Genomic DNA, 26,067 nt, shown 5'->3' with positions numbered 1-26,067 from the left:
GCGAAGACAGAGACTAGGAGTGTGTCCCTTATGCGCGTGAGCGATGTCCTGGCTTCCAAGGGAAGCGATGCCGTCTACACCATCACCCCCGACTCCACGGTGCAGGAGCTGCTGGACGTGCTGGCTGAGTTGAACGTCGGTGCTCTGATCGTGAGCGACGACGGCAAGGCCATGTTGGGCATCGTGTCCGAGCGCGACATCGTCCGCAAGCTGCGTACGGTCGAGAGCCCGCGCGACATGAAGGTCGCCGACATCATGACGACCGACGTGCAGATGTGCGCACCCGAGGACTCGTTCGGCGGCCTCATGTCGATCATGACCGAGCACCGCGTGCGTCACATTCCCGTGATCGACGACGGCGCCATCGTCGGTGTCGTCAGCATCGGCGACGCCGTCAAGTACCGCATGGAGCAGCTCGAGTTCGAGCGCGACCAGCTCAACAACTACGTCGCCGGCGGCTGACCCGCCCCACAGCGACATGCCCGGTCTCCCCCTCGGAGACCGGGCATTTTCGCGTGCCCATCAAAGTTGGCTTGCATTCGATCCATTAGCGATATATCGTTTAGCTATCGGCAACCGATCGGTGGTCGATCGAAAGTAGAGAAAGTGGGTCACCCCCATGCGAAGCAATGACTTCTCAGAACAGCGCCGCCCGGCAGATCGCCGGCGCGGCAGGCACAACCCCGAGCGCGACTTCGGACCCGGCTTCGGCCGCGAGTTCGGCTTCGGCCCCGGCTTCGGCGGCCCCGGCCGCCCGCGTGGTCGCCGTCGCGGCGGACGGGGCGGCGACGTCCGCGCCGCAGCGCTCCTGCTCCTCAGCGAGCAGCCGCAGCACGGCTACCAGCTGATCCAGGAGATCGGCGAACGGTCGAACGGCAGCTGGACCCCCAGCCCCGGCTCGATCTATCCCGTGCTTCAGCAGCTCGAGGACGAGGGGCTCATCACGTTCGAGCGCGTCGAGGGTCGCAAGACCGCGACGCTGACCGATGAGGGCACCGCGTACGTCGAGGAGAACCGTGAGCAGCTCGGCACGCCGTGGGAGGACGCCCAGGGCGATCCGACCCACGAGATGCGCGAGTTCGCCCACGGGCTCAAAGGGTTCATCAACGCCTGGAAACAGGTCGCGCAGGCCGGCACGCCGGAGCAGCGCCAGAAGGCCCAGGCCGTGGTGGAGGACGCCCGGAAGGCGATGTACCGCATACTTGCGGACGATGAGTCATAACGGACGCCTGTCCCTGCCCGAGAGCGAGATGACCTGGCGGTTCTCTCGCTCGTCGGGCGCCGGCGGCCAGCACGTCAACACCACCGACACACGCGTCGAGCTGATCTGGTCGCTCTCCGACACCACCGCGCTCCCCCCCACCCAGAAGGAGCTCGCCGCCCAGCGGCTGAGCAACCGGCTGGTCGACGGGACGATCACGGTGGTGTCGTCGCAGTACCGCTCCCAGCACCGCAACCGCGAGGCCGCCCGCGTACGCCTCGAGGACCTGGTGTCCCAGGCGATCGTGCCGCCCAAGCCACGCCGCGCGACCCGTCCGAGCCGAGCCTCGAAGCAGCGCCGGCTCGACGCCAAGAAGCGGCGGAGCTCCCTCAAGCAAGGCCGATCGGGTTCCTGGGAATAGCGGCTACCTGACAATCGTTGTCATGTGTGCGTGATGCTCACGCAACGAAAGGATCAGACATGAAGGTCCGCAACTCGCTTCGGTCGCTCAAGAACCAGCCCGGCGCGCAGGTCGTACGCCGCCGTGGTCGCACGTTCGTCATCAACAAGCAGAACCCGCGTCTCAAGGCCCGTCAGGGCTAGATCAGCGCCAGCCGGCGCCCTCCTCGGAGGGCGCCGGTTCTGCATGTGCGGGCAACCGAATCCCCCTACGCTGACGCGCATGACGTCAAGAGGGATCCAGATCATGCTCGTCGTCGCCGTCGTGATCAATGTGGCGTACTGGACGATCTGGTTCACCAACCGCTCGTGGATCGAGAGCGACACCACCCAGGCCTACGTCGAGTTCGAGAATGCCTTCCCGCTAGCGGACGCCTGGCTCGGACTGACGTGTGTCCTCGCGTTCGTCGCGCTGGCCAGACGGTCCCCCACAGCGCTGCTGTGGCTCATCGCCGCCGGATCAGCCGGCATGTACCTGCTCGGCATGGACGTGCTGTACGACCTGGAGAACGGCATCTACACCGAAGGGTCGGGTGGCATCATCGAGGCCGGGATCAACCTCATCACACTCGCGTTCTCGGTCATCGCCCTGCGCTGGGCTTGGACCCGGCGCGACCCGTTGCTCGCCGGCGCAACGGTCTAGCCACGCCGGACCCGAGTCAGCGAGCTCAGCCCGCAATGACGACGCGGGAGATCGGCTCGCCGTCCAGTGAGAACGTCATCGACCCGCCACCGTTGTAGCCATCGCCCGTGACCTGGATCGACACGACGTACTTCCCGTCCCGCTCGTCGAAGCCGACGACGTCGATGTGGCTGGACACGCCCATGTTGTCGGTGTCGTTCCAACCGGCGATCGCATCCTTGCCGGCGTAGATGTGGCCCCAGTCGTCGAGCACGGCATCGTCGGCGAAGGCCCGGAGGAATCGGCCGCGATCGTCGGTGTTGGTCGCCGCGAAGAAGTCGGCAACCGCCTGTGGAAGGGCTTCGGTGGTCATGGGTTCTCCGTCCGTACGTCAGCAGGTTCATCGTGCCAGCGATTGAGCCGACCTGTCGCGGGTACGCCTTCCTCACGCGTCCACCAGGAGGAAGCATGAGCGTCGCCCCACCCGAACCCGCCCACGAGCCGACCGGCCCCGGTGAGGACGAACCGAGCGAGCCCACGTCGCCGGACCTGCCTGACCCGGCATTCCCCGAGGTCCTGCCCGGCGGCGATCCCGGACCTGGCGGCGCCCCAGATGCCGCGCCGGACACCGACCCGGAGACCCAGCCCAGCCCGACGGACTAGTGGACCTGCGCGCGCCAGTCGGCCGGGACGGCACCTGCCGGTCCCGGCACCGGCTGGTCGACAGGATGGTGCCGGGGCGGCGCCAACTCAGGCCCGTCGAGCGCCTGATCGGTCCGGAAGTCCCAGAACCAGTCTTCTCCGGGCTCGTACGACTGGATGACCGGGTGACCAGTCTCCTCGAAGTGCTTCGTGCCGTGCTGAGCCGGAGACGTGTCACAGCAGCCGATGTGGCCGCACGCGGCGCAGCGACGCAGATGGACCCACCACCCGCCGTCCGCGAGACATTCGGCGCACCCGTCGCCCGAAGGCTGTTGCGAGACATTGATGGCTTCCATGGCAGCCAGCGTACAAACGCTCAGTCGACGTGGAACTCGACCCACAGTGGGAAGTGGTCCGAGATCCGCCACGAGAGTGCGTTCTTGGTCAGCCCGGCGAACACGTGCGGGACGAAGTCGACCGAGCCGGCGCTGCTGTAGGTCAGACCCGTGAGGATGTCTGCGAGCACGGGGCTGTCGGTGTCCCAGAACCAGGCGATCTGGTCGTAGAAGTGCCGCGACTTGTCGTCGTCGAAGATCGTGCGCGGCACGGCGCTGAGATCGCCTGGCGTGAACAGGCCGGTCGAGATGAACGCCTGGTAGAGCGGGTCGTCGAGCCGGTCGATGTTGAAGTCGCCGAGCACGAAGAGGTTCTGGTTCCAGTCATCCGTGCGATCCGCCCAGGCCCGCATCCAGCGTGCGAATGCCGACAGCTCAGGCACCCGAGCCGCGGCGTTCTTGCCCCAGATGATGTGCACCGTCGTCAGGATGAACTCGACGCCTCGGGTCGTGAAGCTGGCGGCATACGGTGACCGCGCGAACTGTTTGGCCGGCTTGTCGACCGCGTCGGGCAGCACGATCTCACCGACGAGCCCGGACGGCTGGACGCGCTCGGAGTCGTAGAGGAAGGTCAGTCGCTCGCCGTTGCCGGCGTCGCCCTCGGTGACGTCCGACGTGATGAATCGCCATGACGGACCCAGCCGCTCCATGAGGAAGCGCAGCGCCGTCGTGTTGCGCCGCACCTCCTGCACCGCGAACACGTCGAAGTGCGAGATGAGCTCGGCGATCAGCGCCACGGAGCGCCAGTCCCGCTTGGGCGAGTCGTTGGGGCCGGCGTTCCACTTCTCGGTCAGGTCGCCCAGCGCCCGCAGGTTCCAGCTGCCGATCAGGAGGTTGCCGCCCGTCCTGGCCGGCACAGCTGCGCGTACGGCCTTGCGCAAGCCGGCGATCTCCTTGGTGATGGCGGCAGGCACCGGGCTCATGACTCATGAGAGCACACCGATGGCCGCATCGTGGGGCGTTTCGTAGGCTGCACGCATGACCCTCGACGCCGCCGAGCTCGAACGCCTCTACGCGTACCCAGCAACCGACCGACCATGGGTGCGCACCAACTTCGTGTCGACGCTCGACGGCGCCGCCACCGGCCAGGACGGCAAGTCCGGGACGCTGGGCGGCGAGACCGACACCCGGGTGTTCGCGTTGCTCCGGTCGCTCGCGGACGTCATCGTGGTCGGCGCCGGCACCGCCCGCAACGAGGGGTACGCCGACTTCGAGGTCGACACGGAACGGCGCGCGCGGCTCGGCTTGTCACCGGTCCCGACGATGGTGCTGGTGAGCCGCACCCTCGGCATTCCCCCGGCGCTTGTCGCCCCCGGCACGGTCGTCGTGACGACTGCCGACGCCGAGCCGAAGGCGCTCGCCGCGCTCCGCGAGACCGTCGAGGTCATCGCCGAGGGCCACGGGGAGATCGACTGGAGCACGGTGCTCGCCGAGTTCACGGACCGGGGCTGGCTGCGGGTGCTGTGCGAGGGCGGACCCAGCCTGCATGGCGACCTCATCAGGCTCGACCTCGTCGATGAGCTCTGCCTCACGGTCGCCCCGGTCCTCGCGGCCGGCGGCGCGCCACGCATCGCGCACGGCGACGACGCCGTGCACCACCAGATGACACTCGGCCACGCGATCGAGGCCGACGACGGGCTGCTGACCAGATGGGTCCGAGTCCGACACCCGTAGGCTGTCCGTCGCCCGCACCCAAGGAGTCCCATGAACGAGCTCGACACCGCGTCCCTGATCCTCCGTCTCGCCCTCGGCGTCACCCTGATCGCACACGGGTGGAACCACGGCTTCGGCCCCGGTGGGCTCAAGGGCACGGCCGGTTGGTTCGAGAGCATCGGCCTGCGACCGGCCAAGGTGCACGCCGCCGTGAGCTCCTACCTCGAGCTGGCGGCAGGTGCCGCGCTGCTCGCCGGCTTCCTCGTGCCGGTCGCCGCCGCGGCAGGCATCGGCATCATGACCGTCGCGTTCGTGACGGTGCACCGGCGCAACGGCTTCTTCATCTTCCGTGAGGGCGAGGGCTATGAGTACGTCATGACGATGGCGTTTGCGCTGACCGCGCTCGCCGTCCTCGGCGGCGGGCAGGCCTCGCTCGACCACGCGCTCGGCCTGGACCTCGACGGTGTCGCGATCGGCCTGGGCGCCGCCGCAGCGGGAGTCCTCGGCGCGGCCGGGATGCTGGTCACCAGCTGGCGACCAGTCCGTACGCCTGACTGAAACCCAAACTTGGCACTCAGGGTCGCCAGCGGTGGTTGCGTTTCCAGGTGTCGGAGCCGGGTGGTTTGTATTCGGGGTAGCTGTCGACCGGTGACATTCGAATCGCCCAGCCATCGTGAACGGTGCGGTGGTGGAAGGGGCAGATCAGGACCCCGTCGTCGAGTGTGGTTTGGGAGCCGTCGGCCCATCTGGTGCGCCAGTGGTGGGCTTCGCACCATTCGGGTGGCCTGTCGCAGCTGGGGAAGGTGCACCCGCCGTCACGGTTGTCCAGGGCTTGTTTCTGGGCCTTGGTGAAGACGCGTTGCTCATGTCCGTGATCCAAAGGGAGCGATTTGCCGTTGAACACCTGCGGGATCATGCCGAGCCGGCAGGCCATCTGCCGGGCCTGCCCGGCGGAGATGCGGGTGCCGGTGGACAACGTGGCGGGCTTGATGCCGGCGACGAGGGTGTCGTAGTCGAACCGGACCATCAACGTAGCGCCAAGTCCACCTTTGCCGGGGAGCTGATCGCCGGGCAGGTGGTTGCACAGCTCGGCGAATCCCATGCCGAGGCGGTGCCGGTATTCCAGGTCTTTGTCGTAGTAGGACTCCGCGGCCGGGGTGTGGTCGTGGAGGTGGTCGCGGCGGGGTGCGCTGATGGCYTCGATCGCRGTCTTGAGCATGTCGGCCTGGGCTTCGGGGATSCGGAACCCGCCGCGGCAGGTSCCGTCGCCGTCGTTGACCATCCAGAACTCCGAACGCCGCCAGGCGTCCTTCTCCTGGTCCTCCAGCGTTTGGTTCTCGATCTGGTCGACCTGGGGCTCGGGTTTGAACTGGTCGGTGATCCGCCTGGACCGCGACCGCAGGTCCTTGAGCGTGTATCGGCCGGCGTCGCCGATCAGCGTGTCCTCACAGGCCTGCTTCTGCTCCGGGGTGGTGTCCTCAGGCAGGTCGGCGACAGCGGAGGCGATGATCGCCGCCTGCGCCGGCCCGATGTCACCGCGGGCCAGTGCGTCCCCGGTCGCGGGTGCGCGGTCGAGCTGTTTGGCCTGGTTGATCAGCCCGTCAGCTGCCCGACGGTCACCGCCGAACGACCCGGCCAACATCGCCCCGGTCGACGACGCCCCGGACGCCTTGGCCAACCCGGTCTCGTCCAGCGCCCGGGTGACGGCCATCAGCTGGGCCTTGACCCGTGCCTCGACCCGCATCAACCGTTCGGCGCACTCCCGCAACACCACCGGTTCCAGACCCGACCACCCACCGACAGGCATCCGATCCAACGCACCCTCGATCTGCTCGACCGCACCCACCAACGGGTGCAGGAGCGACACGACCGGAGCAACAGACACAAGAAGCCTTCAGACCGTACGGGCAGGGAGTCATCATCAACCTTGGGGCCCACTGAAGGGTTCTCACCCGATCCATTTCGTTCCGGATCGGCGCATTGACAATGCTACGGCAAACCGGCGACATTGTCGAACACCTGTTCGAATGGTGAGACGATCGGGCAGATCAGCCGACGGGGGTGGTGGGTGCGAGGTGCGCATGCACCTGCGACACCGAGGCTGCGCCCTCGCCGCTGGCCGACGCGACCCGCTTCATCGAGCCGGACCTGACGTCGCCGGCGGCGAAGATGCCCGGCGTCGTGGTCTCGAGCGGTGCCGGTGGCCGCCCGTCGACCCACCGGTCCATCGGGATCTCCCGGCCGGTCAGCACGAAGCCCCGCTCGTCCTGGACCACCTCCGGCGGCAGCCAGCTGCATCCCGGATCGGCTCCGAGCAGGAGGAACAGCCCGCCGGCCGACATCCGCTCGGTCGTCCCGCCCGAGTCCTCAAGGTCGATCCACTCCAATCGCCCGTCACCGCCGCCGTCGACGACCTGCACGCCGGTGCGCACGGTGATGCGTTTGTGGGTCGCGATCTCGTTGATCAGGTATGCCGACATCGTCGCCTCGAGACCCTGGCGGCGTACGACGATCGTGACGCTGTTGGCGAACCGTGCCAGGTGGATCGCCGCCTGACCGGCTGAGTTGCCGCCACCGACGATGAACACGTCACGGTCCTGCATGTCCCGGGCGACACTCGTTGCGGCGCCGTAGTGCACACCCCGACCCTCGAGCTCCTCGAGCGCATGGACGCCGAGGCGGCGGTAGGTCACGCCGCACGCCACGAGTACCGTGCGCGCGCGCAGCGTGCCGCCGTCGAAGTCGACCTCGTGGACATCGCCGACGCGGAGAGCCGTGACGGCCCGACCGGTGTAGAGCCGCGCGCCGAAGCGCGTCGCCTGCACGCGCGCCCGCAACGCCAGCCGCATGCCCGAGACGCCGCGCGGGAAGCCGAGGTAGTTGCGGATCATCGAGCTGGTCCCGGCCTGCCCCCCGATCGCCTCTGACTCAAGGACCACGGTCTCGAGCCCCTCCGACGCCCCATAGACCGCCGCGGCCAACCCTGCGGGCCCGCCGCCGACGACGAGCAGATCGGCGATGAAGTCGTCGCCGAGGTCGGTCGGCGTGCCGTAGAACGTCGCGGCGACGGTGCGCTCGGTCGCCGCGGTGACCGGCTCGCGGCCGAAGGCGCGCACGATCGGCAGCGTCGTGTCGCCGTCGATCGAGGCGATCAGGTCGCGACCCTCCTCACTGTCGGGGAGGAACCGTTCGTACGCGATGCCCATCCGGTCGAGGAAGTCACGGATCCCGGGGATGGACGACTGCGTGCCGTCGTCCACGATCTGCACGCCTGCGACCACCGGCGCCGTCGCCGACCAGCTCCAGTCGGAGAGGTACTCCGAGATCGCGGTGTGGAACTCCTCGTCACGGGCGCCCTGCGGGATGATCAGGTAGGTGTCTAGCCGGCCCTGGCCGAGTGCAGGCCTCAGCTCGTCGAGCGCCGCGGCGAATCCCTTGGCCGGCACCAGGGCGACCCGCCGGCTCGTCGGCGACGCCACGCGGAGCTTGTCGAGCAACGGCAGCGCACCACCCTCGAGCGAGTGGTCGACGGCGACCAGCGCAACCTGTCGGCCCTCGGACATGAGATAGCCCTTGAGCGCGTACGCCTCAGGGCCGCCCTCGACGACGTGCAGGTCGTAGTCGCGGGCGTACCGGCTGGCGAACTCATTGGCCAACGAGGCGTGGTGCTCAGGGGTGGCCACCACGAGGATCACGGGGTTGCCGGGCGTGGACTCCGTCATGGCGTGAAACTACCCGACCCGGTCGAACTCTCGGCCTCCCGGTCAGACCGTCACGACGAGCTTGCCGCCGCCATGACCGTTCTCGAGCGCTCGGTGCGCCTCGACGATCTCGTCGAGGGCGTACGCCCGGTCGAGCGGGACCTGAGCGTCCCCCGCGGCGACGGCGTCGAGGTAGTCCTGGAGCACCGCAGCCGGCAGGTCGCCCGCCTCACCCGAGTAGCCCGTGAGCCGTACTCCGCGCGGGAGGTAGTCGATCGGGTAGAAGTCGCGGACGGTCCACTCGTTCGACAACATGCCCGTGAAGCACACGACCCCGTGCACCCTGACGCCGCGCAGCGTGTCGGGCAAGGTCGGCGTGCCGACCAGCTCCAGCGCCGTGTCGACTCCGTCCGGCGCGATCGCGCGCAACTGCGCGGCGACATCTCCGTCGTCGACGATCACGTGGTCGACGCCGATCGCGGTCAGCGACGCCGCTCGTGCCGGGTCGCGAGTCGTCGAGAACACCGTCATGCCGCGCTGCTTGGCCAGGATCGCCGTCGCCATCCCGACCGACGAGGTGCCGCCGCGGATGAGGATGCTCTGACCGGGCTGCGCGTCGAGCCCGACAGTCAGTGAGCCGTACGACGTCTGGACCATCTCGGGCACCGCGCCCAGCGTGGCCCAGTCGAGCCCACTGTCGAACGCGATCACCTGCTCGGCTGGTACGCAGGTGTACTCCGCATAGCCGCCATCGAACTGACGGCCCATACCGCCCATCATCGTCACGACCTGCCGGCCCGGCTCGAACTCGCCGCCGGGACAGGCGGCCACGACGCCTGTGGCCTCGATGCCGAGGACCCTCGGAAACGTGACCCCCTCGGCAAGGCCGAGCCGCGTGTGCAGCTCCGAGCGGTTGAGACCGAACGCCTTGACCTCGATGAGGACCCATCCGGGCTGGGGTGTCGGCACCGGCAGCTCACGGATCACGAGCGCCTCGGGCGGTCCAGGCGCGTCCAGGACGACCGCGCGCATCGTCTCAGGCATCGTCGCCGGCCTTGGCCGTGGCGGAGCGCAACGTCGCGAGCGTCGACGCCAGCCGGTCGAGCTCCTTTGCGGAGATCAACGATCCCAGCCGGACGTCGAGCTCGTCCTCGTACGTCACCGTGGCCTTGGTCAGCAGTCGGCTGCCGGCCGGAGTGAGCTCGATGATCGAGGACCTGCGGTCACCCGGATTGGCCGTGCGGCGCACGTGACCGGCCGCTTCGAGACGATCGACGAGCTTGCTGGTGCCGCCCACCGAGATGACCATCTCTTCGGCGATGTCGAACACCCGGCAACCCTGCCGGGCCGCGATGATCTGCAGGGGCTCGAAGTGGCTGAGCTGCAGGTCGTGGTCGGCTCGAAGCCTCGCGTCGACAGCGTTCCACAGGCCGATCTGGTAGCGGACGAGGTCCGTGAAGACCGTGGAGAGATCGGTCATGCCGCCCCACCAGCATTCCGCGTAAGTATATTCCTTGGAATCATGTTTGCTACGCTAGCACATACATTCCATGGAATCTATTGCCGGAGGCACCATGAACCGACGCAAGCTCGCCCAGCTCATCTTTGGCGCGGCACATCTCGACGTGTGCACTGCCCTGGCGTTCCAGGAGTCCCAGAGTCCAGACGATTCGGTTGAGGTGGAGGTCGACCGATAGTCTGTCCCGAGCGTTGCCGCGGCCACCCACTCCCCTTGGGCCGAGGCACGTCCCAGCACAGGAGCCCTCCCATGCGGATGAGCAAGATCCACAAGATCGTGGCCACCGGCGTCGTGACGACCATCGCGACGGCGGCCGTGCTGACGTTCACCCGTGGCGACTCCGCGACAGCAAACCGCTTCGAGTCACTGCCCGTGACCGCCAACGACTCGCCGCTCGTCGGCGGCCGTACGCCCGGCGCCACCACGAAGCCGACGCCCACCCCGAGCAAGACGACACCGTCGCCTGACAGCGATCCAGTCGTCCCGGCGCCGAAGCCCGCGGCCAGGACCACCAAGCCTTCCACGGCAACGACCAAGCCTCCGGCGCCGACGACGAAGCCGTCGCCGTCACCGACGCCGACCCAGAAGAACCTGCTCGAGATCCTGCTGGGCCAGTAGCCTCGCTCAGCCGGCCAACCTCGGCGTCATGCGCGCCGCGTACCACTGCGGCCACTCGGGGTCTTTCGCGGCGATCTCCTGCTCGCGGGCGGCATGCGCGGCTGCAGCGTCCTGCAGTGCGGCTGCTCAAGGAGTGCTCGCGCCCCGGCTGCACCCAGACGTACGTGGACACGTCACGGGGCGGCCGACGCGAGTGGTGCGCGATGGAGACGTGTGGCAACAAGATGAAGGCCGCGGCCTATCGCGCCCGCAAACGCGACGAGTCACGGGCGACTGCGACGCGCTAGACCTTCGCCGCGACGGTCCGGGGCGGACGGAGCACCAGGATCGCGATCGCCAGCAGCGCGAGCCCAACGATGCCGTCCAGCCAGTAGTGGTTGCCGGTCACCACGACGACGATCAGGATCGTCACGGCATACAGCGGCGCCAGCCAACGCCAGGGGCTGCGCAGGCACAGGATGACCGCGATCGCGATGAGCGCGGCCCACGCGACGTGCATTGACGGCATCGCCGCCAGCTGGTTCGTGAAGCCCGTCCCGGGCCTGCCGGCGTATGTGCTCTGGCCGAACTCCGTGCCGGTGTCGACCATGCCGAAGCTCGGCTCGAGCCGCGGCGGCGACAGCGGGTACGCGATGTGGCCGACCAGCGCGAGACCCGTCGTCAGGATCAGGACATTGCGGAACCAGCGGTAGGCGTCCCTCCGTCGTGCGTACAGGAGGACCAGCGTGCAGACCATCACCGGGAAGTGGACGTACTGGTAGATCGCGTTGATGACACGGACCGCGGTGTCGGACTCGAGGAACCGCTCCTGCAACCGGGCCTCGCTCGGCAGCCGCATCGAGCGCTCGAAGGACCAGACGTCGTCAGCGTGCGCCCGGGCGACGCGCTCCGTCCCTTCGAACACGTGCCGGCAGAGCAGGTAGGCCATCCACAGGCCGACGACGAGAAGAACCTGACCCGCGGCCTCGAGAACTGTTCGCCCGCGACCCGCCTGGCGCGCATCAGCAAGCCCCGCTGAGCCCCGATCGTCGGAGGAAGGACCCCGCAACCTCACGCGTCACGTCCTTTCGCCCCGGCAGACAGCGACAGCCTATCCAGCCGTCAGGGCAGCCGTGGGCGTACGGATGAGGATCAGGCAAGTGCACGACGGAACGCGTCGATCCGCATGGCCCAGATCCGCTGTGACAGTGCCGACTGAGGGGCGACGAGCTCCGTGGCGTGGAACGCTCCTGGGTGCACGTGCAGCTCGACGGGTACGCCGGCGCGCATGAGCCGCTGGGCGAACACGAGGTCCTCATCCAGGAACAGGTCGACCGTCCCCACATCGATGAACGCCGGTGGCAGGCCACTGAGGTCGGCGGCCCGGGCCGGCGCGGCGTACTGGTCGGCCTCCTGCCCGCCGAGGTACCACTCCCACGCCTCGATGTTGCCGGCCCGGTCCCAGACACCGATGTCGGTGATCTCGTGGCTTGACGCCGTCTCGTTCCGGTCGTCGATCATCGGGTAGATCGGCATCATGAACGAGAGCGCGGGACCGCCGCGGTCCCTCGCGAGGAGTGCTGTGGCCAGCGTCAGGCCGCCTCCGGCACTCGCACCGTAGATCGCCAGCCGCTCGGCGTCGACGCCCAGCTCGGCCACGTTCTTCGACAGCCATTCCAGGCCTGCGTAGCAGTCCTCGACAGCGGCGGGATAGGGATGCTCGGGCGCGAGCCGGTACTGCACGGACACTACGACGGCCCCGACCTGCTCGCAGACGAGCTCGGCCGCGGGGTGTTCGTCGTCGAGGTCACCGAGGACCATGCCTCCGCCGTGGATGAAGTAGATGCCCGGGAGAGGTCCGCTCGCATCGATCGGTCGATAGACCCGGACGGTGATGTCTGGCGCGCCATCGGGTCCGGCGATCGAGATGTCCTCGTGGGTGACCCGTGGGTTCTCCGGGATCTCGAGCGAGGCCAGCACGGCAGAAGCGGTGGCCCGGCGCGCCTGTATGTCGGGGATCGCGTTGAAGCCACCGGGCAAAGCCTCGAGAAAGGCGTCCAGGCTGACTCGGGACTCGGGATCGATCAGGTCACGGTGGGACATGGGACTCCTTGGCTGCAGGCTGAGGCGGCACAACGTACCGACGGAGGAACGTGGCCAGGAAGACCGTTTTCAGCCAACGAAAACCGGGTCAGCCGAACTCGATCTCAGGCGTACGCGCGATCAGCAGCCTGCGGACCTTGTTGGCGGCCGTGTCGAGCTCGGCCGAGACATTGAATGCCGCCTCGAAGGCCCCGTCGCGGGTCGTCTTGCCCAACGCCATCTCGACGTCCTCGACACGCGCGCCGTGCGTCAGGTGGTGCACGAGCACACTGACCTCGCGCTGCTCGAGGTAGGCCACCAGCCCGGCCCGGTCGCCGAGGAACTCCGCCGCGTTGCCGGAGCCCGTCGAGAACTGGATCGACATCTCGAAGTCGGGGGTGATCAGGTCGAGGACCCGCTCGGGCCGGTCGGAGTCCATGAACTCGAACCACGCGTCCAGGAAAGGTGTGTCGGTCATGCGTCCTCCCCCGACGGGACCACGACGAGCTCGAGGTCGAATGTCACCTGGTACGCCCGGATCGCCCCGTCGTCGATGCGCGCGACCGCGGCGAACCGGCCCGTCACGGTGTCGTTGTCGGTGACTGCGCCGTAGACGAACTCCGTGTCGCCGTCGACGGCAGTGCGCAGGAGGTGATGCCGGCGCTGCACCGGAGGACGCGACTCCAGGTAGTCGAGGATGCCTTGGCGACTGGTCCCCCGATGCGTCCCGTTGGGAAGCACGATCGCGTAGTTGACCTCGTCGTGAAGGAGCGAGACCGCGTCGCGGATGCCGATGTCGTCGAGGGTCGCGTAGTAGTGCGCCAGCCGGAGATCGTTCGAAGCCACAAGATGAACCTAGTTCAGTTTCCGGCCGATGTCGAGTACGTTCGACAGCGACCTCGACTCAGTTTGGAGCCCTGATGACCTCTCCCACGATGCGCGCCGTCCAGCTCACGGCGTGGCAGAGTGAGCCGGAGGTCAGGGTCATCCCGGTCCCCCAGCCGGGTCCGGGCGAGCTGCTGCTGCGTGTCGATGCCGTCGGCCTGTGCCACTCCGACCTGCACGTCATGGACTGCGCGCCGGGGACCCTGCCGTACGCGTTGCCGATGACCCTCGGCCACGAGGTCGCCGGCACCGTCGTCGAGGTCGGTGACGGGGTGGCGGCGAGCTGGCTCGATCGTCTCGCCGTCGTGCACGGCGTCTGGTCGTGCGGCACGTGCCCCAACTGCCGCCGCGGCCAGGAGAACCACTGCCTCCACCTCGAGCGGCGGGTCGGCTGCGGGCTGGGCAAGCCCGGCGGCCTGGCCGAGTACGTCCTGGTGCCGTCCGAACGGCAGCTCGTGGCGGCCGACGGGATCTCCGCCGCCAAGCTCGCGCCCCTCGCCGACGCGGGGCTCACCGCGCACCATGCGATCCGGTTGCACCGCGACGCGATCGACCGGGACAGCACCGTGATGGTCATCGGCGTGGGCGGGCTCGGCCATCTCGCGGTCCAGATCCTCGCCCAGACGACCGCCGCTCACATCGTCGCCGTTGACACCCGGCCGGCCGCGCTCGAGGTGGCCCGCGCACACGGCGCCCATACGACCGCGGCCTCGGTCGGCGAGGCGATCAACCGGCTCGGGGAGGATCGGAGCACACCGCTCGTCGACGTCGTGCTCGACTTCGTGGGAGCCGACGGCACGCTGTCACAGGGCGCCGGCGCGCTCGCCCCTGGCGGCCGGCTCGTCCTGATCGGCGGTGCGGGCGGCTCGATGACGGTCGCCAAGGGCCGCGAGCTGCCGCTCGGCTGGCACGTCAGCGCGCCGTTCTGGGGACCCCGGCAGGACCTCGAGGCGGTCGTCGACCTGGCGCAGCGCGGCCTGGTCGACGCGGAGATCGAGGTCGTGCGGTTCAGCGAGACCCTCGATGCGTACCGACGCCTGCGCGAAGGCGACGTTCGCGGCCGCCTCGTCGTGGTGCCCGACTAGAAGCCGCCTAGGCCGCCGTCCACCCGCCGTCGACGTAGACCTCCGACCCGGTCATGAACGTCGAGTCGTCGCTCACCAGGAACGCGACGACGGCGGCGATCTCCTCGCCGCGGCCGAGGCGACCCATGGGCGTGCCCGCGAGCATCGCCGCGTGACGCTCGGACCCTTCGTGCCGCTCGAGCAGCTGCTCGGTGCCGATGAATCCCGGGTGCAGGGAGTTGACGCGTACGCCCGAGGTCGCCCAGTGCAGCGCCGCGTTCTTGGTCAACGTACGCACGGCTCCCTTGGCTGCGTGATAGGCCGCGCTGTTGCCGAAGCCGCCGACCGTGCCGAGGATCGACGACACATTGACGACCGAGCCGCCGCCGGCATCGGCGATCAGCGGCCCGCAGTGCTTCATGCCGAGCCACACCCCGTTGACCCCGATCGCCATGACCCGGTCCCAGTGCTCGACCTCCTCGTCCTCGACGGTCGCGATGCTCCCGATCGCCGCGTTGTTGACCAACGCGTCGAGCCGGCCGTACTCCCGGCCGACCATGGCGGCCACCTCGCGCCACTGCTCCTCGACCGCGACGTCGAGCGCCATCGCGGTGTGCCGCCCCGGGGTGTCCGCCAGCGTCTCGACCAGCGCTTCGCATGCTGCGACATCGAGGTCGGTCAGCACGAGGTGGCCGCCCTCGTCGGCGATCCGACGCGCGGCGGCCGAGCCGAGTCCGCCCGTCGCCCCGGTCAGGAGCACGACCTTGCCGTCGATCCTGGTGCTCATCGTGGTCATGGGAGCCAACCCTTCAGCGTGCATCGGTGATGTGGACGAGAGTCTTGCCGGACGTCCGACCGGCGATCATTTCGATGAGGGCGTTCGGAGCGTTGGTCAGGCCGTCGAAGACGGTCTCGCGCTGCTGCAACCGGCCATCCGCCAGGGCGCTCCCGAGCTCGGCCTGCATCGTGTGCAGGAGGTCGAGGTTGCTGCTGCCCCGGAAGCCGCGGATCGTCAGGTCCTTCGCCACAGCGAGGAACAGGTTGCGTGGGCCGGCCGGCTCGGACTCGTACTCCGAGATCGACCCGCAGATCGCCACCCGGCCATCCCGGCGCATCCCGTCCAGCGCGGCCTCGAGGTGATCGCCGCCGACGCAGTCGAAGTAGACATCGATGCCCTCCGGCGCTGCAGCGGCAAGGCCCTCGCTCACGGGGCCCGCGCGATAGCTGAAGGCCACATCGACCTTGAGATCGTCGAGCAGCCACCGGACCTTGTCGTCGGATCCGGCGCTGGCGACGACGCGATTGCCGTGCAGCTTCGCGATCTGGACGGCCAGGCTGCCGACAGCACCGGCGGCGGCCGAGACCCACACGGTCTCGCCGCCCTTCAACGCTCCGACGACCGACAGTCCGGCGTACGCCGTGAGGCCCATGCCCCCGAGCGCGCCGAGATACCACTGCGGCTCGGCGATCGAGGTGTCGAGCGCACGCAGGGTGCCGAGGCCGCTGAGTTGCACGGCGGAGGCGTCGACAACGGCGTAGTCACGCCAGCCGAGCGCGTGCCACACCGTGTCGCCGACCGTGAACCCGTCGGCCCGTGACTCGATGACCTCGCCGATCGTCATGATGCCGTCCATCGCGGCATGCAACGGGAAAGCCACGAAGTAGCCCTCCGGCGCGGCCTCACGCAGCCGGAGCCTGAGTCCGGGGTCGACCGATGTCCAGGTGTTGCGCACCAGCACCTCGCCCGGACCGACCGGTTCGACCGGCACCTCGACGACCTCGAAGTGCTCCGGCCGGACCGGTCCTCGGGGATAGGACCAGACCTGGACCTGGCGGCTCAGCAGGTTCACCGGTCGTCTTCCGGGCATTTCAGAGCATCATGCGTCATACTGAACTCATATCAGTTCTGGACGCGTTTTCACAAAGGGCCTGAATTGCCACACGCTTTCACCCGTGGCACTGTACGAGTGAGCCGAGTTCAGGTCTGGGCGACCATGGCATCGAGAGTTGGGACATCGCACCGATGAGCACAGTGGACACCGCACCGCGCACCGAGAGCCCGCGCTCCAAGCGCGCCGTCATCATTGCCACCGCGATCGACCGGTTCGGCGAAGAGGGCTTCGAGCACACCAAGTGGGCCACGATCGCCGATGATGTCGGCATCGGCCAGACCGCGCTCTACCACTACTTCGAGTCCAAGGTGCACTGCCTGCTGACCATCATGCGGCTCGAGCTGAGCAACTCGGTCGAGCGCTTCCAGACCGCCACCGCCTCCGCTCCCGACTCTGGCGCCGCGTTGGCCGCGGCGGTCGCGAGCGCGTACGAAGCCTCCCCCCGCGACGCGTTGCAGCGACGCATCCTGCAGAACCACATGGACCTCCTCGCCACCCCGAGGCCGTCCAAGAAGGAAGAGGAAGAGCGCCTGCTGTGCCGCTCTCTCGTCCAGGAGATCGAGCACAACTGGACAGGGCTCGTCCAGAAGGGCATCGACGACGGCACCTTCCGCGTCACCGACGCATTGCTGACCGCCCGCATGCTGCTCGCGCTGGTCGTCGGCGTGTGGCGTTGGTACCGCCCCGGCGGCGAGATGACGCTCGAGCAGATCACGGGCGTCATGGCCGAGGCCGCGGCCCGCCTCGTCGACGCCAAGTAGGTCCGCGTCGCCTCCTGACGGAGGCATCCTGGGACTTGCCTCTGGCTTGTGCGTCGTCGCTGACATAAACTGAATTCGTCTCAGTTTGCTCCAGTCACGACACCGAGGTCCTCATGTCCCCCAGCTCCACCGCCGGCCCGCGCACGTACGACGTCTCGCCCAGCGCCGATCCGTCGATCCTCACGCCGGTCGCCGAGCACGACGACCTGCGCGACATCGTCCGCGCCATCGTCACGAAGTCGGACGACACCTGGCATCGCCTGATGTCCGAGGTCGAGATCGGCACGTTGGCCATCCCCGAGGTTCTGGGCGGCGCAGGTTTCGGCCTCCGTGAGGTCGGCGTCGTGCTGGAGGAGACCGGTGGCGCCCTGCTCACCGAGCCGATCCTCACCTCGGGGGTCGTGGCCGTCCAGGCGCTGTTGACAGCCGATCCGGACGAGAAGCTCCTCGACGCGGTCGCATCCGGTCGTGAGACCGCCACCGTGGCCTGGCCCTCACCAGCCGACCTCACGGCTGAGCTGTTGAACGGCGGTTGGGTCCTCGACGGATCGGTTCGTCAAGTGCTCAGCGCTGAGTCCGCGGACCATCTGATCGTGCCCGCCTCGACCCGGACCGGCACGGCGCTCTTCACCGTGGACCTGCGCCAGGAGGCCGTCTCCATCCAGGCTCGGCGCGTCCTCGACGAGACCCGCCCCCTGGGCGATGTGTCGTTGGCCGGCGCGGGCGCAGCACTGTTGGTCGGGCCGGACGACTTCGCGGACGCATGGAGCACGGTCACCACCGCTGCGGCGATCGGCGTCGCCGCCGAGCACACCGGGATGGCCACGCATCTACTGGAGGCGACGACGGCATACCTCCTCGAGCGGCAGCAGTTCGGCCGACCCATCGCATCGTTCCAGGCCATCAAGCACCGACTCGCCGACCTGCTGGTCGACCTCGAGCGAGCTCGCTCCGCGTCGCGCTATGCCGCAGCAATGTTCGACCTCGAACCCATCGAGGCGGTCCTCGCCGGGCGAGTCGCCGCTGCGATCTGCCAGGACGTCGCTGTCCGGGCGGCCCACGAGTCCGTCCAGCTGCACGGTGGCATCGGCTTCACCTGGGAGCACCCGGCGCATCTGTACGTCCGCCGCGCGCTGGGTGACGAGGGCCTCTTCGGCAGCTCACGCACGCACCGCGCAGCCGTCGCAGAGCTCGTCGGCCTCTGATTCACCACTTCCCTGTTGACCGGCGACCCATCGTCGCCCATACTGAAATGAATCCAGTTCATTTTGAAAGGACATGCCGTGATTGACACCGACCACATCGTGCTCGAGAAGGATGGCGAGGTCGCACGCGTGTGGCTCAACCGCCCGCACAAGAAGAACGCCGTGACCCTCGAGCTGCTCCACCGGCTCGACGAGATCATCGTCGAGGTCGACAACGACCCCGAGCTCAAGGTGCTGGTGCTCCGCGGACGCGGCAACACGTTCTGCTCCGGCTTCGACCTGGACGAGCTGCTGGCCAACTACGTCGGCACGACCACCGCGATGGAGGTCGCTGTCATCTCGGCGAAGGTCTGTGACCGCCTCTACTCGATGAACACGCCGTCCGTCGCGGTCCTCGAGGGCTACGTCACCGCGGGCGGCTTCGAGCTGATGATCTCGTGCGACTTCGCGATCGCGAGCGACGACGCCCTGATCGGCGACTTCCACATCCGCCGCGCCCTGTTCGGTGGCGCCGGGCCGATCTACCGCCTCCCCCGCATGATCGGCATCCGCAAGACCAAGGAGCTCATGCTGACCGGCAAGCTGCTGACCGGCCAGGAAGCCGTCGACTTCGACCTGATCAACGCCTCGGCGCCGGCCGACGAGCTCGACAAGACCGTCGCCGACTTCACCGCGCAGCTGACGGACAAGAGCCCGTTCATGATGCGTCTGACCAAGATGACGATCGACCGCGGCCTCGACGCCGACATCCAGTCGCTCATGGTCATGGAGCACCTCGCGGTCGGCAACGCGCTGCAGTCCGAGGACGCCAAGGAAGGCGTGCAGGCATTCCTCGAGAAGCGCGAGCCCAAGTGGGTCGGCCGCTGACCTGACCCCGCCGACGACCCCGCCGCACGACAAGGAGATGACGTGACCACGACCCACGAAGCGCCCCGGCTGCACGGCAGCAGGTGTGAGCGCTGTGGCAATGTCGCCTTTCCGGTCGCCGACGGGTGTCAGCGGTGCGGCCAGCAGGCCATGGTGGCCATCGAGCTGTCGGAGCACGGCACGGTGTGGGGCTTCACGGTGCAGCGGTTCGCGCCGAAGTCCCCGCCGTACGTGCCGCCGGCCGAGGGCTTCTCGCCGTTCGCGGTGGGATACGTCGAGCTCGCCGACGGCGTCAAGGTCGAGGCGGTGCTCGACTGCCTCGACTTCGGCGACCTCGAGGACCATGCCCCCGTACGCCTGACCGCGACCGAGCCGGTCCCCCGGTTCGCGACCTCGACGTACACCGGAGCTGACGCATGAACGGCGTCTCGATCGTCGGAGCGGGGCTGTCCGCCTTCGGCCGGCAGCCCGGGGTCAGCGGACGCGAGATGGCGGTCCAGGCGATCCGGGGTGCGCTGGTCGACGCGGGCCTCGAGTGGTCGGACGTGCAGATCGCGTTCGGCGGCAGTGACGGATCGGGCCTGGCCGACACGCTGGTGGCCGAGCTCGGCCTGACTGGCATCCCGTTCACGAACGTCAAGAACGGCTGTGCGACCGGCGGCAGCGCACTGGTGTCCGCCGTCAACGCGATCCGCTCCGGCTCGGCCGAGATCGCCCTGGCCGTGGGGTTCGACAAGCACGGTCGCGGAGCGTTTGCACCACTTCCCGAGGAGTGGGGCCTGCCGTCGGGCTACGGCGACGCCGGCCTCATGGTCACGACGCAGTTCTTCGGCATCAAGATCGCGCGCTACATGCGCGAGTACGGCATCACGGCGCCGACGCTCGCGAAGGTCGCCGAGAAGGCGTACGCCAACGGCACGCTCAACCCCAACGCGTGGCGGCGCACGCCGATGTCCGCAGAGGAGATCGCCACGGCGGACATGGTCAACGACCCGCTGACGCGCTACATGTTCTGCTCCCCCGGCGAGGGTGGCGCCGCGATCATCGTGGCCAGCGAAGCCGTGGCGACGAGGCTCGGCGGGCGGCCCGTCTCGCTCCTGTCGGCTGTCACGCGTACGAGGGGCTTCGGGACGTTCGAGGTCTTCGCGCCATCGATCCAGGGCTCCGGAGCTCCCACCAGCGTCAGCACCACGGCGGCCGCTGCGGCGTTCGATGCCGCCGGCGTACGCCCCGACGAGATCGACGTGCTGCAGCTGCAGGACACCGAGAGCGGCGCCGAGATCATGCACATGGCCGAGTGCGGCTTCTGCGAGCACGGCGAGCAGGAGCAGCTCCTCGAGAAGGGCGCGACCCTGATCGACGGCAGCATGCCGGTCAACACCGACGGCGGCTGCATCGCGAACGGCGAGCCCATCGGCGCGTCCGGCCTGCGCCAGGTGCACGAGATCGTGACGCAGCTGCGCGGCGAGGCCGGCGAACGTCAGGTCCCCGGCGGTCCGCGCCTGGGCTTCACCCACGTCTACGGGGCACCGGGCATCAGCGCCTGCACCGTCCTGGCCGTCTGAGAGGCAGCAACCGTGCCCACACCCGACACCACGGAGTTCATCGCCGGCGCCCGCGCCTGGCTCGCCCAGCAGGCGCCGCCCCGGCGCTCGACCGCGTGGGGCCACGGCGACGACTCGGTCGCGGTGTTCGAGAACTGGACCGCCGCCGAGGAGCGCGAGGAGACCGACCGGATCCGGCGCTACGAGCAGGCCAAGTTCGACGCCGGCTGGGGTGCACTGACCTGGCCGGCTGAGTACGGCGGACGCGGACTGCCTCTCGCGCACGCCTTGGCGTTCCAGCGCGAGGAGGCGGCCTTCGACGTACCGCGCCGCACCGAGATGTTCTCGGTGACGCAGCAGCTCGTGGCCCCCACGATCGCGCAGTGGGGCACCGACGAGCAGAAGGCGCAGTACGTACGCGCGATGCTGCGCACCGACCTCATCGCGTGCCAGCTGTTCTCGGAGACCGAGGCCGGGTCGGATCTGGCCGCCGTACGTACGCGGGCGGTGGAGCGGGACGGCTCATGGGTCCTCGACGGCCACAAGGTATGGACGTCGGGCGCACGCATCGCGGACCTCGGCATTGCGGTGTGCCGCACCGATCCCACGACGGCGAAGCACGCCGGCCTGACGGTGTTCCTGGTGCCGCTGGACTCCCCCGGCGTCGAGGTGCGGCCGATCCGGCAGATGACCGGCGGCAGCAGCTTCAACGAGGTCTACCTCGACGGTGTCGTGCTGGATGACACGCAGCGACTGGGACCGGTCGGCGAGGGCTGGAAGGTCGCGCTGACCGTGCTCGCAGCCGAACGCCTCGACTCCGGGAACCTCGGCCTCGACAACGCCGACCGCGCGGTCGAGCTGGCTCGGCACCGTGGACCGTTGTCGGAGATCGAGCGCGACGCCGTCGCCGACCTGGTCACCCGCAGCTACGTCCAGCGCCTCACCGGCATGCGCGTCGCGGCGGCCGTCGTCGCCGGGGAGGCACCCGGACCCGAGGCGTCGGTCGGCAAGCTGCTGGCCACCGACACCATGGCCCGTACGTCCGAGGTCGTCCGCATGCTGCTCGGCCCCGAGCTCACGGTCGACTCCGGCGAGTGGGGCACGTGGGCGTGGACCGAGCATGTCCTCGGCGCCCCGGGCTACCGCATCGCGGGCGGAACCGACGAGATCCAGCACAACATCCTCGCCGAGCGTGTGCTCGGCCTGCCGCGGGAGCCACGAGCATGAGCTTCGAAGCCACGCTGGGCGCCCGCGTCGCCGCTGCACTCCAAGGTGCCGAGCCCGGCCTGGAGGTCCACGGCCTCGAACCGCTGCTCGGCGGCCACTCGGGGCTGACCTATCGCGTCCCGACGTCGAACGGCCCTGTCGTCGTCAAGGCCGTGCCCCAGGGCCAGCGACCGGTCGGCCGCCACGACATGGTGCGCCAGGCGCGCATCATGCAGGCGCTCGCACCGACTGACGTACCCGTCCCCGAGATCCTCGTGATCGACGAGACCGAGACAGCATGGTTCGCGATGGAGTTCGTCACCGGCGAGTCGCTCGAGCCGGTGCTGGACGACCCGGCGGTCGAGCCGACGCTGGCAGCCGCACGGATGCGCCGCGCCGCCGAGATCCTCCCGGCACTGCACGACGTACCGCTCGACAAGATCCCCGTTGACGGCCCGGCCCTGAGCCCGGCCGACGAGCTGCAGCGCTGGTCCCGGACCATGGCCGCCGTGCCGCCAGCGCTCGTGCAAGGCGCCGCCGACCTCGAGGCGCGACTCGCCTCGTCAATCCCGCCGTCGGTCGCGCCGACGTTGGTGCACGGCGACTACCGGCTCGGCAACATCATCTCGACCGGTCTCGAGCCGGGCGCCGTCATCGACTGGGAGATCTGGAGCGTCGGCGATCCGCGCGTCGAGCTCGGCTGGTTCCTGGTGTTCGCCGATGGGGCCAACTTCCCGGGCGTGGGCCGTGAGGTCCCCGGCCTGCCCAGCGAGGACGAGCTCGTCGAGCTGTACGGCCGACCCGTCGACGACCTCGCCTGGTTCAACGCTCTCGGCCGCTTCAAGATGGCCGCGATCATGGGCCACAACCTGCGCCGCCACCGCGAGGGCCGCCACGTCGACCCCGACCAGGAACGACTCCCCGAAACCATCATCACGCTCATCCGTACCGGTCGCGACCGGCTCGGCTGAGCGCCCGGACACCAGAGAAGAGGGTTCCTCGTGGACTTCGACTACTCACCCCGCACCACGGCGCTGCTCGAGCAGCTCGAGACGTTCATGACCGAGCACGTCTACCCCGCCGAGGCGGTCTATGACGCGCAGGTCGAGGCCAACGACAACCCGCACGAGCAGCCGCAGGTCATGCGCGACCTGCAGGCAATCGCCCGCGAACAGGGCCTCTGGAACCTCTTCATGACGCACGACGGCCTCGGCGGCGGGCTGACGAACCTCGAGTACGCCCCGCTGGCCGAGCTCGTCGGTCGGTCGATCATCGGCAACGAGGCCATCAACTGCTCGGCCCCCGACACCGGCAACATGGAGATCCTCGCGATGTACGGCACCGACGCGCAGAAGGACGAGTGGCTCAAGCCGCTGCTGGAGTGCCAGATCCGCTCGGCGTTCGCGATGACCGAGCCCGACGTCGCGAGCTCGGACGCCACCAACATCACCTCGACGATCCGCCGCGACGGCAACGACTACGTGCTCAACGGCCGCAAGTGGTACGCCTCGGGGGTCCTCGATCCCGACTGCAAGCTCATGATCTTCATGGGCAAGTCCGATGTCGACGCCCCGTCGTACCGGCAGCAGAGCATGGTGCTCGTGCCGTTGGACACTCCCGGCGTCGAGATCCTGCGCGACCTGCCGATGTTCGGCTATCGCGACCGGCTGGGGCACGGCGAGGTGCAGTTCACTGACGTGCGCGTGCCGGTCAGCAACATCCTCGGCGAGGAGGGCGGTGGCTTCGCGATCGCCCAGGGCCGGCTCGGGCCGGGGCGCATGCACTACGCGATGCGCGCCATCGGGTTCGCCGAGCGCGCGCTCCAGCTGATGTGCCAGCGCGCCGTGACCCGCGAGGCCTTCGGCGGACCGCTCGCCGATCGCGGTGTCGTGCGCGAGTGGATCGCGCGCAGCCGCATGGAGATCGACCAGATCCGCCTCCTGACGCTCAAGGCGTCGTGGCTGATGGACACCGCGGGCAACGCCGCCGCCCGTTCGGAGGTGGCCGCGATCAAGGTCGCCGCGATGGAGACCGCGCACACCGTCGTCAACCGCGCTGTGCAGACGTACGGGGCCGCGGGCGTCAGCGACGACACGGTCCTCGCCCGGCTCTTCGCGATCACCCGCGCGCTGCAGATCGCCGACGGCCCGACCGAGGTGCACCTGCGTACGATCGCCCGGCTCGAGCTCAAGCGGCAGACGGCGGTGGCACCGTGAGCGCGCGCGAGCTGGAGGGCAAGGTCGCCCTCGTCACAGGTGCGACCCGCGGCCTGGGCCGTGCGATCGCCCGGGGCCTGGCGCTCGAGGGTGCGACGGTCGTCGTGTCGAGCCGCAAGGAGGACGCCTGCGAGAAGACCGCGGCGGCCTTGGCCGAGGAGACCGGCAGCGTCGTCACTCCGCTCCCCCTGCACGTTGGCCAGTGGGACGCGATCGAGCCGGCGATCGACGCGATCATCGCGCAACACGGTCGCCTCGACATCGTCGTCAACAACGCCGGCATCGCACCCTTGAAGCCTTCATTGCTCGAGGTGCCCGAGGGCCTGTTCGACAAGACGATCGAGGTCAACCTCAAGGGCCCGTTCCGCCTGATGGCGGTCGCCGGTGCCCGGATGGCGGCCGCGGGCGGTGGCTCGATCGTCAACATCTCGAGCATCGGCGCGGTCAGGCCGAGTCCGGCCGAGGCGATGTATTCGGCCTCCAAGATCGGCCTCAACGCGCTCACGATGGCATACGCCCAGGAGTACGCCCCGACCGTGCGGGTCAACTGCGTCATGCCCGGCGCCTTCGAGACCGACATGGCCGCCGACTGGGACGACGAGTTCATCGGCCTGGTCGTCGACGGACTCCCCGCCGGCCGGCTGGGACAGCCCGACGAGATCGTCGGCATGGTCGTGCACCTCGCCGGTCCGCGTTCGGGCTACACGACCGGTTCGGTCATCGCCGTCGACGGCGGACGTACGGCTGTCTACTGATGAGGAGTCAATCGGTGAATGGATCACCCTTGTCGATGTTCGACCTCTCGGGCCGCGCCGCGATCGTGACCGGTGCGTCGTCGGGTCTTGGCCTGGGCTTCGCCCGTACGCTCGCCGGTGCCGGCGCGACCGTCTACGCAGCGGCTCGCCGGCTCGACCGGCTCGAGGTCCTGGCCAAGGAGGACGACCGCATCGTCCCGGTACGATGCGACATCACCGACGCCGAGGATCGCCAGTCACTCGTCGACCGGGTCGTGGCCGATCACGGCAGGGTCGACGTGCTGGTCAACAACGCCGGTCGCGCGGGTCCGCCGGACGCGGAGACCGAGTCACCCGCCGACTTCGCCGAGCTCCTCGACCTCAATCTTTCTGCCGGGTTCCACCTCGCGGTCGCCGTGGCGCAGACCGTTCAGGAAGGCCAGCAAGCCTCCATCATCAACATCTCGTCGGTCGTCGGCCTGGTGTCGACCGCACCGATCGGTGGCGCGGGGTATGCCGCCTCCAAGGCCGGGGTCGTCGGCCTCAGCCGCGAGCTCGCCGGCCAGTGGGGGCGGCGCGGCATACGCGTCAACACCGTCGTACCGGGCTGGTTCGACACTGAGATGACCGACGGCCTGTTCACCAACGACGCCTCGGCCCGCTGGGTCCGCCGCAACACGATGCTCGGCCGTGGCGGCCACGACGGCGAGGTCGACGGCGCACTGCTGTTCCTCAGCTCGGACGCCTCGTCATACGTGACCGGCCAGACCCTCGTCGTCGACGGAGGGTGGACGGCCCGGTGACCATGAGCGCACGATTCAA

The 26,067-nt window shown here is 68.9% G+C and carries 34 protein-coding genes; 21 read left to right on the top strand and 13 right to left on the bottom strand.

The window, feature by feature from the left end:
• Positions 1 to 30 precede the first annotated feature (30 nt).
• The 5 genes from AC1DVU_RS07460 to AC1DVU_RS07440 all read left to right on the top strand — a co-directional run bounded on the left by AC1DVU_RS07460 (position 31) and on the right by AC1DVU_RS07440 (position 2,303).
• Positions 31 to 462, top strand: a complete 432-nt coding sequence (locus tag AC1DVU_RS07460; protein WP_476921805.1) for a CBS domain-containing protein — start codon at positions 31 to 33, stop codon at positions 460 to 462.
• Positions 463 to 619: 157 nt separating this feature from the next.
• On the top strand, positions 620 to 1,222 hold the full coding sequence (locus AC1DVU_RS07455) for a PadR family transcriptional regulator (RefSeq protein WP_476921804.1): 603 nt from the start codon (positions 620 to 622) through the stop codon (positions 1,220 to 1,222).
• Positions 1,212 to 1,622 (top strand): alternative ribosome rescue aminoacyl-tRNA hydrolase ArfB, encoded by a 411-nt coding sequence (gene arfB, locus AC1DVU_RS07450; protein ID WP_476921803.1) that lies wholly within the window; start codon positions 1,212 to 1,214, stop codon positions 1,620 to 1,622. Before AC1DVU_RS07455 ends, arfB begins: the two co-directional genes overlap by 11 nt.
• A gap of 59 nt (positions 1,623 to 1,681) precedes the next feature.
• Entirely contained in the window at positions 1,682 to 1,804 is a 123-nt protein-coding gene (ykgO, locus tag AC1DVU_RS07445; RefSeq protein ID WP_476921802.1) for a type B 50S ribosomal protein L36, read from the top strand.
• A 79-nt stretch (positions 1,805 to 1,883) separates the two neighbouring features.
• The gene (locus AC1DVU_RS07440; protein ID WP_476921801.1) at positions 1,884 to 2,303 is read left to right on the top strand and encodes a hypothetical protein; all 420 of its coding nucleotides are present in this window, start codon (positions 1,884 to 1,886) and stop codon (positions 2,301 to 2,303) included.
• 25 nt (positions 2,304 to 2,328) lie between these two features.
• Here the strand turns inward: AC1DVU_RS07440 and AC1DVU_RS07435 are convergent, their stop codons facing one another.
• On the bottom strand, positions 2,329 to 2,655 hold the full coding sequence (locus tag AC1DVU_RS07435) for a nuclear transport factor 2 family protein (protein WP_476921800.1): 327 nt from the start codon (positions 2,653 to 2,655) through the stop codon (positions 2,329 to 2,331).
• 95 nt (positions 2,656 to 2,750) lie between these two features.
• Here AC1DVU_RS07435 and AC1DVU_RS07430 point away from each other — a divergent pair, with 95 nt between their 5' ends.
• Positions 2,751 to 2,945, top strand: a complete 195-nt coding sequence (locus tag AC1DVU_RS07430) for a hypothetical protein (protein WP_476921799.1) — start codon at positions 2,751 to 2,753, stop codon at positions 2,943 to 2,945.
• Here AC1DVU_RS07430 and AC1DVU_RS07425 read toward each other — a convergent pair.
• Together AC1DVU_RS07425 and AC1DVU_RS07420 are read right to left on the bottom strand one after the other, a co-directional pair.
• Positions 2,942 to 3,280: a UBP-type zinc finger domain-containing protein gene (locus AC1DVU_RS07425; protein ID WP_476921798.1), complete on the bottom strand. Its 339-nt coding sequence runs from the start codon at positions 3,278 to 3,280 to the stop codon at positions 2,942 to 2,944. The two genes, AC1DVU_RS07430 and AC1DVU_RS07425, sit on opposite strands and share 4 nt — an antisense overlap.
• Positions 3,281 to 3,300: 20 nt before the next feature.
• Positions 3,301 to 4,242 (bottom strand): endonuclease/exonuclease/phosphatase family protein, encoded by a 942-nt coding sequence (locus AC1DVU_RS07420; protein WP_476921797.1) that lies wholly within the window; start codon positions 4,240 to 4,242, stop codon positions 3,301 to 3,303.
• Positions 4,243 to 4,297: 55 nt separating this feature from the next.
• Here AC1DVU_RS07420 and AC1DVU_RS07415 point away from each other — a divergent pair, with 55 nt between their 5' ends.
• Both AC1DVU_RS07415 and AC1DVU_RS07410 read left to right on the top strand, forming a co-directional pair.
• Positions 4,298 to 4,993: a pyrimidine reductase family protein gene (locus tag AC1DVU_RS07415; RefSeq protein WP_476921796.1), complete on the top strand. Its 696-nt coding sequence runs from the start codon at positions 4,298 to 4,300 to the stop codon at positions 4,991 to 4,993.
• A 30-nt stretch (positions 4,994 to 5,023) separates the two neighbouring features.
• On the top strand, positions 5,024 to 5,530 hold the full coding sequence (locus tag AC1DVU_RS07410) for a DoxX family protein (RefSeq protein ID WP_476921795.1): 507 nt from the start codon (positions 5,024 to 5,026) through the stop codon (positions 5,528 to 5,530).
• Between the two features lie 16 nt (positions 5,531 to 5,546).
• Here the strand turns inward: AC1DVU_RS07410 and AC1DVU_RS07405 are convergent, their stop codons facing one another.
• From AC1DVU_RS07405 to AC1DVU_RS07390, 4 genes are all read right to left on the bottom strand, one after another.
• Positions 5,547 to 6,857: an HNH endonuclease signature motif containing protein gene (locus AC1DVU_RS07405; RefSeq protein ID WP_476921794.1), complete on the bottom strand. Its 1,311-nt coding sequence runs from the start codon at positions 6,855 to 6,857 to the stop codon at positions 5,547 to 5,549.
• Positions 6,858 to 7,020: 163 nt separating this feature from the next.
• On the bottom strand, positions 7,021 to 8,694 hold the full coding sequence (locus AC1DVU_RS07400; protein ID WP_476921793.1) for an NAD(P)/FAD-dependent oxidoreductase: 1,674 nt from the start codon (positions 8,692 to 8,694) through the stop codon (positions 7,021 to 7,023).
• A gap of 42 nt (positions 8,695 to 8,736) precedes the next feature.
• Positions 8,737 to 9,717, bottom strand: a complete 981-nt coding sequence (locus AC1DVU_RS07395; protein ID WP_476921792.1) for a zinc-binding alcohol dehydrogenase family protein — start codon at positions 9,715 to 9,717, stop codon at positions 8,737 to 8,739.
• Positions 9,710 to 10,153 carry a MarR family winged helix-turn-helix transcriptional regulator gene (locus AC1DVU_RS07390; protein ID WP_476921791.1) on the bottom strand — a complete coding sequence of 148 codons (444 nt, stop codon included), beginning with the start codon at positions 10,151 to 10,153 and terminating at the stop codon, positions 9,710 to 9,712. The genes AC1DVU_RS07395 and AC1DVU_RS07390 overlap by 8 nt, the downstream gene beginning before the upstream one ends.
• 294 nt (positions 10,154 to 10,447) lie before the next feature.
• Between AC1DVU_RS07390 and AC1DVU_RS07385 the strand changes: the two genes are divergently transcribed.
• Together AC1DVU_RS07385 and AC1DVU_RS07380 are read left to right on the top strand one after the other, a co-directional pair.
• Positions 10,448 to 10,810 carry a hypothetical protein gene (locus tag AC1DVU_RS07385; protein WP_476921790.1) on the top strand — a complete coding sequence of 121 codons (363 nt, stop codon included), beginning with the start codon at positions 10,448 to 10,450 and terminating at the stop codon, positions 10,808 to 10,810.
• A gap of 116 nt (positions 10,811 to 10,926) precedes the next feature.
• On the top strand, positions 10,927 to 11,097 hold the full coding sequence (locus tag AC1DVU_RS07380; protein ID WP_476921789.1) for a CGNR zinc finger domain-containing protein: 171 nt from the start codon (positions 10,927 to 10,929) through the stop codon (positions 11,095 to 11,097).
• Here the strand turns inward: AC1DVU_RS07380 and AC1DVU_RS07375 are convergent.
• From AC1DVU_RS07375 to AC1DVU_RS07360, 4 genes are all read right to left on the bottom strand, one after another.
• Positions 11,094 to 11,864 carry a phosphatase PAP2 family protein gene (locus AC1DVU_RS07375; protein ID WP_476921788.1) on the bottom strand — a complete coding sequence of 257 codons (771 nt, stop codon included), beginning with the start codon at positions 11,862 to 11,864 and terminating at the stop codon, positions 11,094 to 11,096. The genes AC1DVU_RS07380 and AC1DVU_RS07375 overlap by 4 nt on opposite strands.
• A gap of 77 nt (positions 11,865 to 11,941) precedes the next feature.
• On the bottom strand, positions 11,942 to 12,892 hold the full coding sequence (locus AC1DVU_RS07370) for an alpha/beta hydrolase (RefSeq protein ID WP_476921787.1): 951 nt from the start codon (positions 12,890 to 12,892) through the stop codon (positions 11,942 to 11,944).
• 88 nt (positions 12,893 to 12,980) lie between these two features.
• On the bottom strand, positions 12,981 to 13,349 hold the full coding sequence (locus AC1DVU_RS07365) for a hypothetical protein (RefSeq protein WP_476921786.1): 369 nt from the start codon (positions 13,347 to 13,349) through the stop codon (positions 12,981 to 12,983).
• Positions 13,346 to 13,717: a nuclear transport factor 2-like protein gene (locus tag AC1DVU_RS07360; protein WP_476921785.1), complete on the bottom strand. Its 372-nt coding sequence runs from the start codon at positions 13,715 to 13,717 to the stop codon at positions 13,346 to 13,348. Before AC1DVU_RS07360 ends, AC1DVU_RS07365 begins: the two co-directional genes overlap by 4 nt.
• Positions 13,718 to 13,791: 74 nt before the next feature.
• Between AC1DVU_RS07360 and AC1DVU_RS07355 the strand changes: the two genes are divergently transcribed.
• Positions 13,792 to 14,841: an NAD(P)-dependent alcohol dehydrogenase gene (locus AC1DVU_RS07355; RefSeq protein WP_476921784.1), complete on the top strand. Its 1,050-nt coding sequence runs from the start codon at positions 13,792 to 13,794 to the stop codon at positions 14,839 to 14,841.
• A gap of 7 nt (positions 14,842 to 14,848) precedes the next feature.
• Here AC1DVU_RS07355 and AC1DVU_RS07350 read toward each other — a convergent pair whose 3' ends face one another.
• Together AC1DVU_RS07350 and AC1DVU_RS07345 are read right to left on the bottom strand one after the other, a co-directional pair.
• Entirely contained in the window at positions 14,849 to 15,616 is a 768-nt protein-coding gene (locus AC1DVU_RS07350) for an SDR family NAD(P)-dependent oxidoreductase (protein WP_476921783.1), read from the bottom strand.
• Positions 15,617 to 15,629: 13 nt separating this feature from the next.
• Positions 15,630 to 16,688 carry an NADP-dependent oxidoreductase gene (locus AC1DVU_RS07345; protein ID WP_476921782.1) on the bottom strand — a complete coding sequence of 353 codons (1,059 nt, stop codon included), beginning with the start codon at positions 16,686 to 16,688 and terminating at the stop codon, positions 15,630 to 15,632.
• A gap of 155 nt (positions 16,689 to 16,843) precedes the next feature.
• Here AC1DVU_RS07345 and AC1DVU_RS07340 point away from each other — a divergent pair, with 155 nt between their 5' ends.
• The 10 genes from AC1DVU_RS07340 (at position 16,844) to AC1DVU_RS07295 (ending at position 26,048) form a co-directional block, all read left to right on the top strand.
• Positions 16,844 to 17,473, top strand: a complete 630-nt coding sequence (locus AC1DVU_RS07340) for a TetR/AcrR family transcriptional regulator (protein ID WP_476921781.1) — start codon at positions 16,844 to 16,846, stop codon at positions 17,471 to 17,473.
• A gap of 113 nt (positions 17,474 to 17,586) precedes the next feature.
• Positions 17,587 to 18,678, top strand: a complete 1,092-nt coding sequence (locus AC1DVU_RS07335; protein WP_476921780.1) for an acyl-CoA dehydrogenase family protein — start codon at positions 17,587 to 17,589, stop codon at positions 18,676 to 18,678.
• Positions 18,679 to 18,756: 78 nt separating this feature from the next.
• The gene (locus AC1DVU_RS07330; protein ID WP_149689103.1) at positions 18,757 to 19,545 is read left to right on the top strand and encodes an enoyl-CoA hydratase/isomerase family protein; all 789 of its coding nucleotides are present in this window, start codon (positions 18,757 to 18,759) and stop codon (positions 19,543 to 19,545) included.
• Positions 19,546 to 19,587: 42 nt separating this feature from the next.
• Positions 19,588 to 19,965 carry a Zn-ribbon domain-containing OB-fold protein gene (locus AC1DVU_RS07325; protein ID WP_476921779.1) on the top strand — a complete coding sequence of 126 codons (378 nt, stop codon included), beginning with the start codon at positions 19,588 to 19,590 and terminating at the stop codon, positions 19,963 to 19,965.
• Positions 19,962 to 21,110: a thiolase family protein gene (locus tag AC1DVU_RS07320; RefSeq protein ID WP_476921778.1), complete on the top strand. Its 1,149-nt coding sequence runs from the start codon at positions 19,962 to 19,964 to the stop codon at positions 21,108 to 21,110. Before AC1DVU_RS07325 ends, AC1DVU_RS07320 begins: the two co-directional genes overlap by 4 nt.
• Positions 21,111 to 21,122: 12 nt before the next feature.
• Positions 21,123 to 22,316, top strand: coding sequence for an acyl-CoA dehydrogenase family protein (locus AC1DVU_RS07315; RefSeq protein WP_476921777.1), 1,194 nt, complete (start codon positions 21,123 to 21,125; stop codon positions 22,314 to 22,316).
• Positions 22,313 to 23,266 (top strand): phosphotransferase family protein, encoded by a 954-nt coding sequence (locus AC1DVU_RS07310; protein ID WP_476921776.1) that lies wholly within the window; start codon positions 22,313 to 22,315, stop codon positions 23,264 to 23,266. Before AC1DVU_RS07315 ends, AC1DVU_RS07310 begins: the two co-directional genes overlap by 4 nt.
• 30 nt (positions 23,267 to 23,296) lie before the next feature.
• Positions 23,297 to 24,511, top strand: coding sequence for an acyl-CoA dehydrogenase family protein (locus AC1DVU_RS07305; RefSeq protein WP_476921775.1), 1,215 nt, complete (start codon positions 23,297 to 23,299; stop codon positions 24,509 to 24,511).
• A complete protein-coding gene (locus AC1DVU_RS07300; protein WP_476921774.1) occupies positions 24,508 to 25,266 on the top strand; it encodes an SDR family NAD(P)-dependent oxidoreductase in 759 nt (252 codons plus the stop codon). Before AC1DVU_RS07305 ends, AC1DVU_RS07300 begins: the two co-directional genes overlap by 4 nt.
• Before the next feature lie 14 nt (positions 25,267 to 25,280).
• The gene (locus AC1DVU_RS07295) at positions 25,281 to 26,048 is read left to right on the top strand and encodes an SDR family NAD(P)-dependent oxidoreductase (protein ID WP_476921773.1); all 768 of its coding nucleotides are present in this window, start codon (positions 25,281 to 25,283) and stop codon (positions 26,046 to 26,048) included.
• The last annotated feature ends 19 nt before the right edge of the window (positions 26,049 to 26,067 follow it).

The sequence above is a fragment of the Aeromicrobium sp. P2_G6 genome (genome assembly GCF_056403535.1).
Note: the sequence above shows the minus strand (reverse complement) of the source record. Positions and strands in the feature narration are given on the sequence as shown.

Coding starts and splice junctions, on each gene's coding strand:
- AC1DVU_RS07460 (WP_476921805.1), top strand. CDS start 31: ATGCGCGTGAGCGATGTCCTGGCTTCCAAGGGAAGCGATGCCGTCTAC.
- AC1DVU_RS07455 (WP_476921804.1), top strand. CDS start 620: ATGCGAAGCAATGACTTCTCAGAACAGCGCCGCCCGGCAGATCGCCGG.
- arfB (WP_476921803.1), top strand. CDS start 1,212: ATGAGTCATAACGGACGCCTGTCCCTGCCCGAGAGCGAGATGACCTGG.
- ykgO (WP_476921802.1), top strand. CDS start 1,682: ATGAAGGTCCGCAACTCGCTTCGGTCGCTCAAGAACCAGCCCGGCGCG.
- AC1DVU_RS07440 (WP_476921801.1), top strand. CDS start 1,884: ATGACGTCAAGAGGGATCCAGATCATGCTCGTCGTCGCCGTCGTGATC.
- AC1DVU_RS07435 (WP_476921800.1), bottom strand. CDS start 2,655: ATGACCACCGAAGCCCTTCCACAGGCGGTTGCCGACTTCTTCGCGGCG.
- AC1DVU_RS07430 (WP_476921799.1), top strand. CDS start 2,751: ATGAGCGTCGCCCCACCCGAACCCGCCCACGAGCCGACCGGCCCCGGT.
- AC1DVU_RS07425 (WP_476921798.1), bottom strand. CDS start 3,280: ATGGAAGCCATCAATGTCTCGCAACAGCCTTCGGGCGACGGGTGCGCC.
- AC1DVU_RS07420 (WP_476921797.1), bottom strand. CDS start 4,242: ATGAGCCCGGTGCCTGCCGCCATCACCAAGGAGATCGCCGGCTTGCGC.
- AC1DVU_RS07415 (WP_476921796.1), top strand. CDS start 4,298: ATGACCCTCGACGCCGCCGAGCTCGAACGCCTCTACGCGTACCCAGCA.
- AC1DVU_RS07410 (WP_476921795.1), top strand. CDS start 5,024: ATGAACGAGCTCGACACCGCGTCCCTGATCCTCCGTCTCGCCCTCGGC.
- AC1DVU_RS07400 (WP_476921793.1), bottom strand. CDS start 8,694: ATGACGGAGTCCACGCCCGGCAACCCCGTGATCCTCGTGGTGGCCACC.
- AC1DVU_RS07395 (WP_476921792.1), bottom strand. CDS start 9,717: ATGCCTGAGACGATGCGCGCGGTCGTCCTGGACGCGCCTGGACCGCCC.
- AC1DVU_RS07390 (WP_476921791.1), bottom strand. CDS start 10,153: ATGACCGATCTCTCCACGGTCTTCACGGACCTCGTCCGCTACCAGATC.
- AC1DVU_RS07385 (WP_476921790.1), top strand. CDS start 10,448: ATGAGCAAGATCCACAAGATCGTGGCCACCGGCGTCGTGACGACCATC.
- AC1DVU_RS07370 (WP_476921787.1), bottom strand. CDS start 12,892: ATGTCCCACCGTGACCTGATCGATCCCGAGTCCCGAGTCAGCCTGGAC.
- AC1DVU_RS07365 (WP_476921786.1), bottom strand. CDS start 13,349: ATGACCGACACACCTTTCCTGGACGCGTGGTTCGAGTTCATGGACTCC.
- AC1DVU_RS07355 (WP_476921784.1), top strand. CDS start 13,792: ATGACCTCTCCCACGATGCGCGCCGTCCAGCTCACGGCGTGGCAGAGT.
- AC1DVU_RS07350 (WP_476921783.1), bottom strand. CDS start 15,616: ATGACCACGATGAGCACCAGGATCGACGGCAAGGTCGTGCTCCTGACC.
- AC1DVU_RS07345 (WP_476921782.1), bottom strand. CDS start 16,688: ATGCCCGGAAGACGACCGGTGAACCTGCTGAGCCGCCAGGTCCAGGTC.
- AC1DVU_RS07340 (WP_476921781.1), top strand. CDS start 16,844: ATGAGCACAGTGGACACCGCACCGCGCACCGAGAGCCCGCGCTCCAAG.
- AC1DVU_RS07335 (WP_476921780.1), top strand. CDS start 17,587: ATGTCCCCCAGCTCCACCGCCGGCCCGCGCACGTACGACGTCTCGCCC.
- AC1DVU_RS07320 (WP_476921778.1), top strand. CDS start 19,962: ATGAACGGCGTCTCGATCGTCGGAGCGGGGCTGTCCGCCTTCGGCCGG.
- AC1DVU_RS07310 (WP_476921776.1), top strand. CDS start 22,313: ATGAGCTTCGAAGCCACGCTGGGCGCCCGCGTCGCCGCTGCACTCCAA.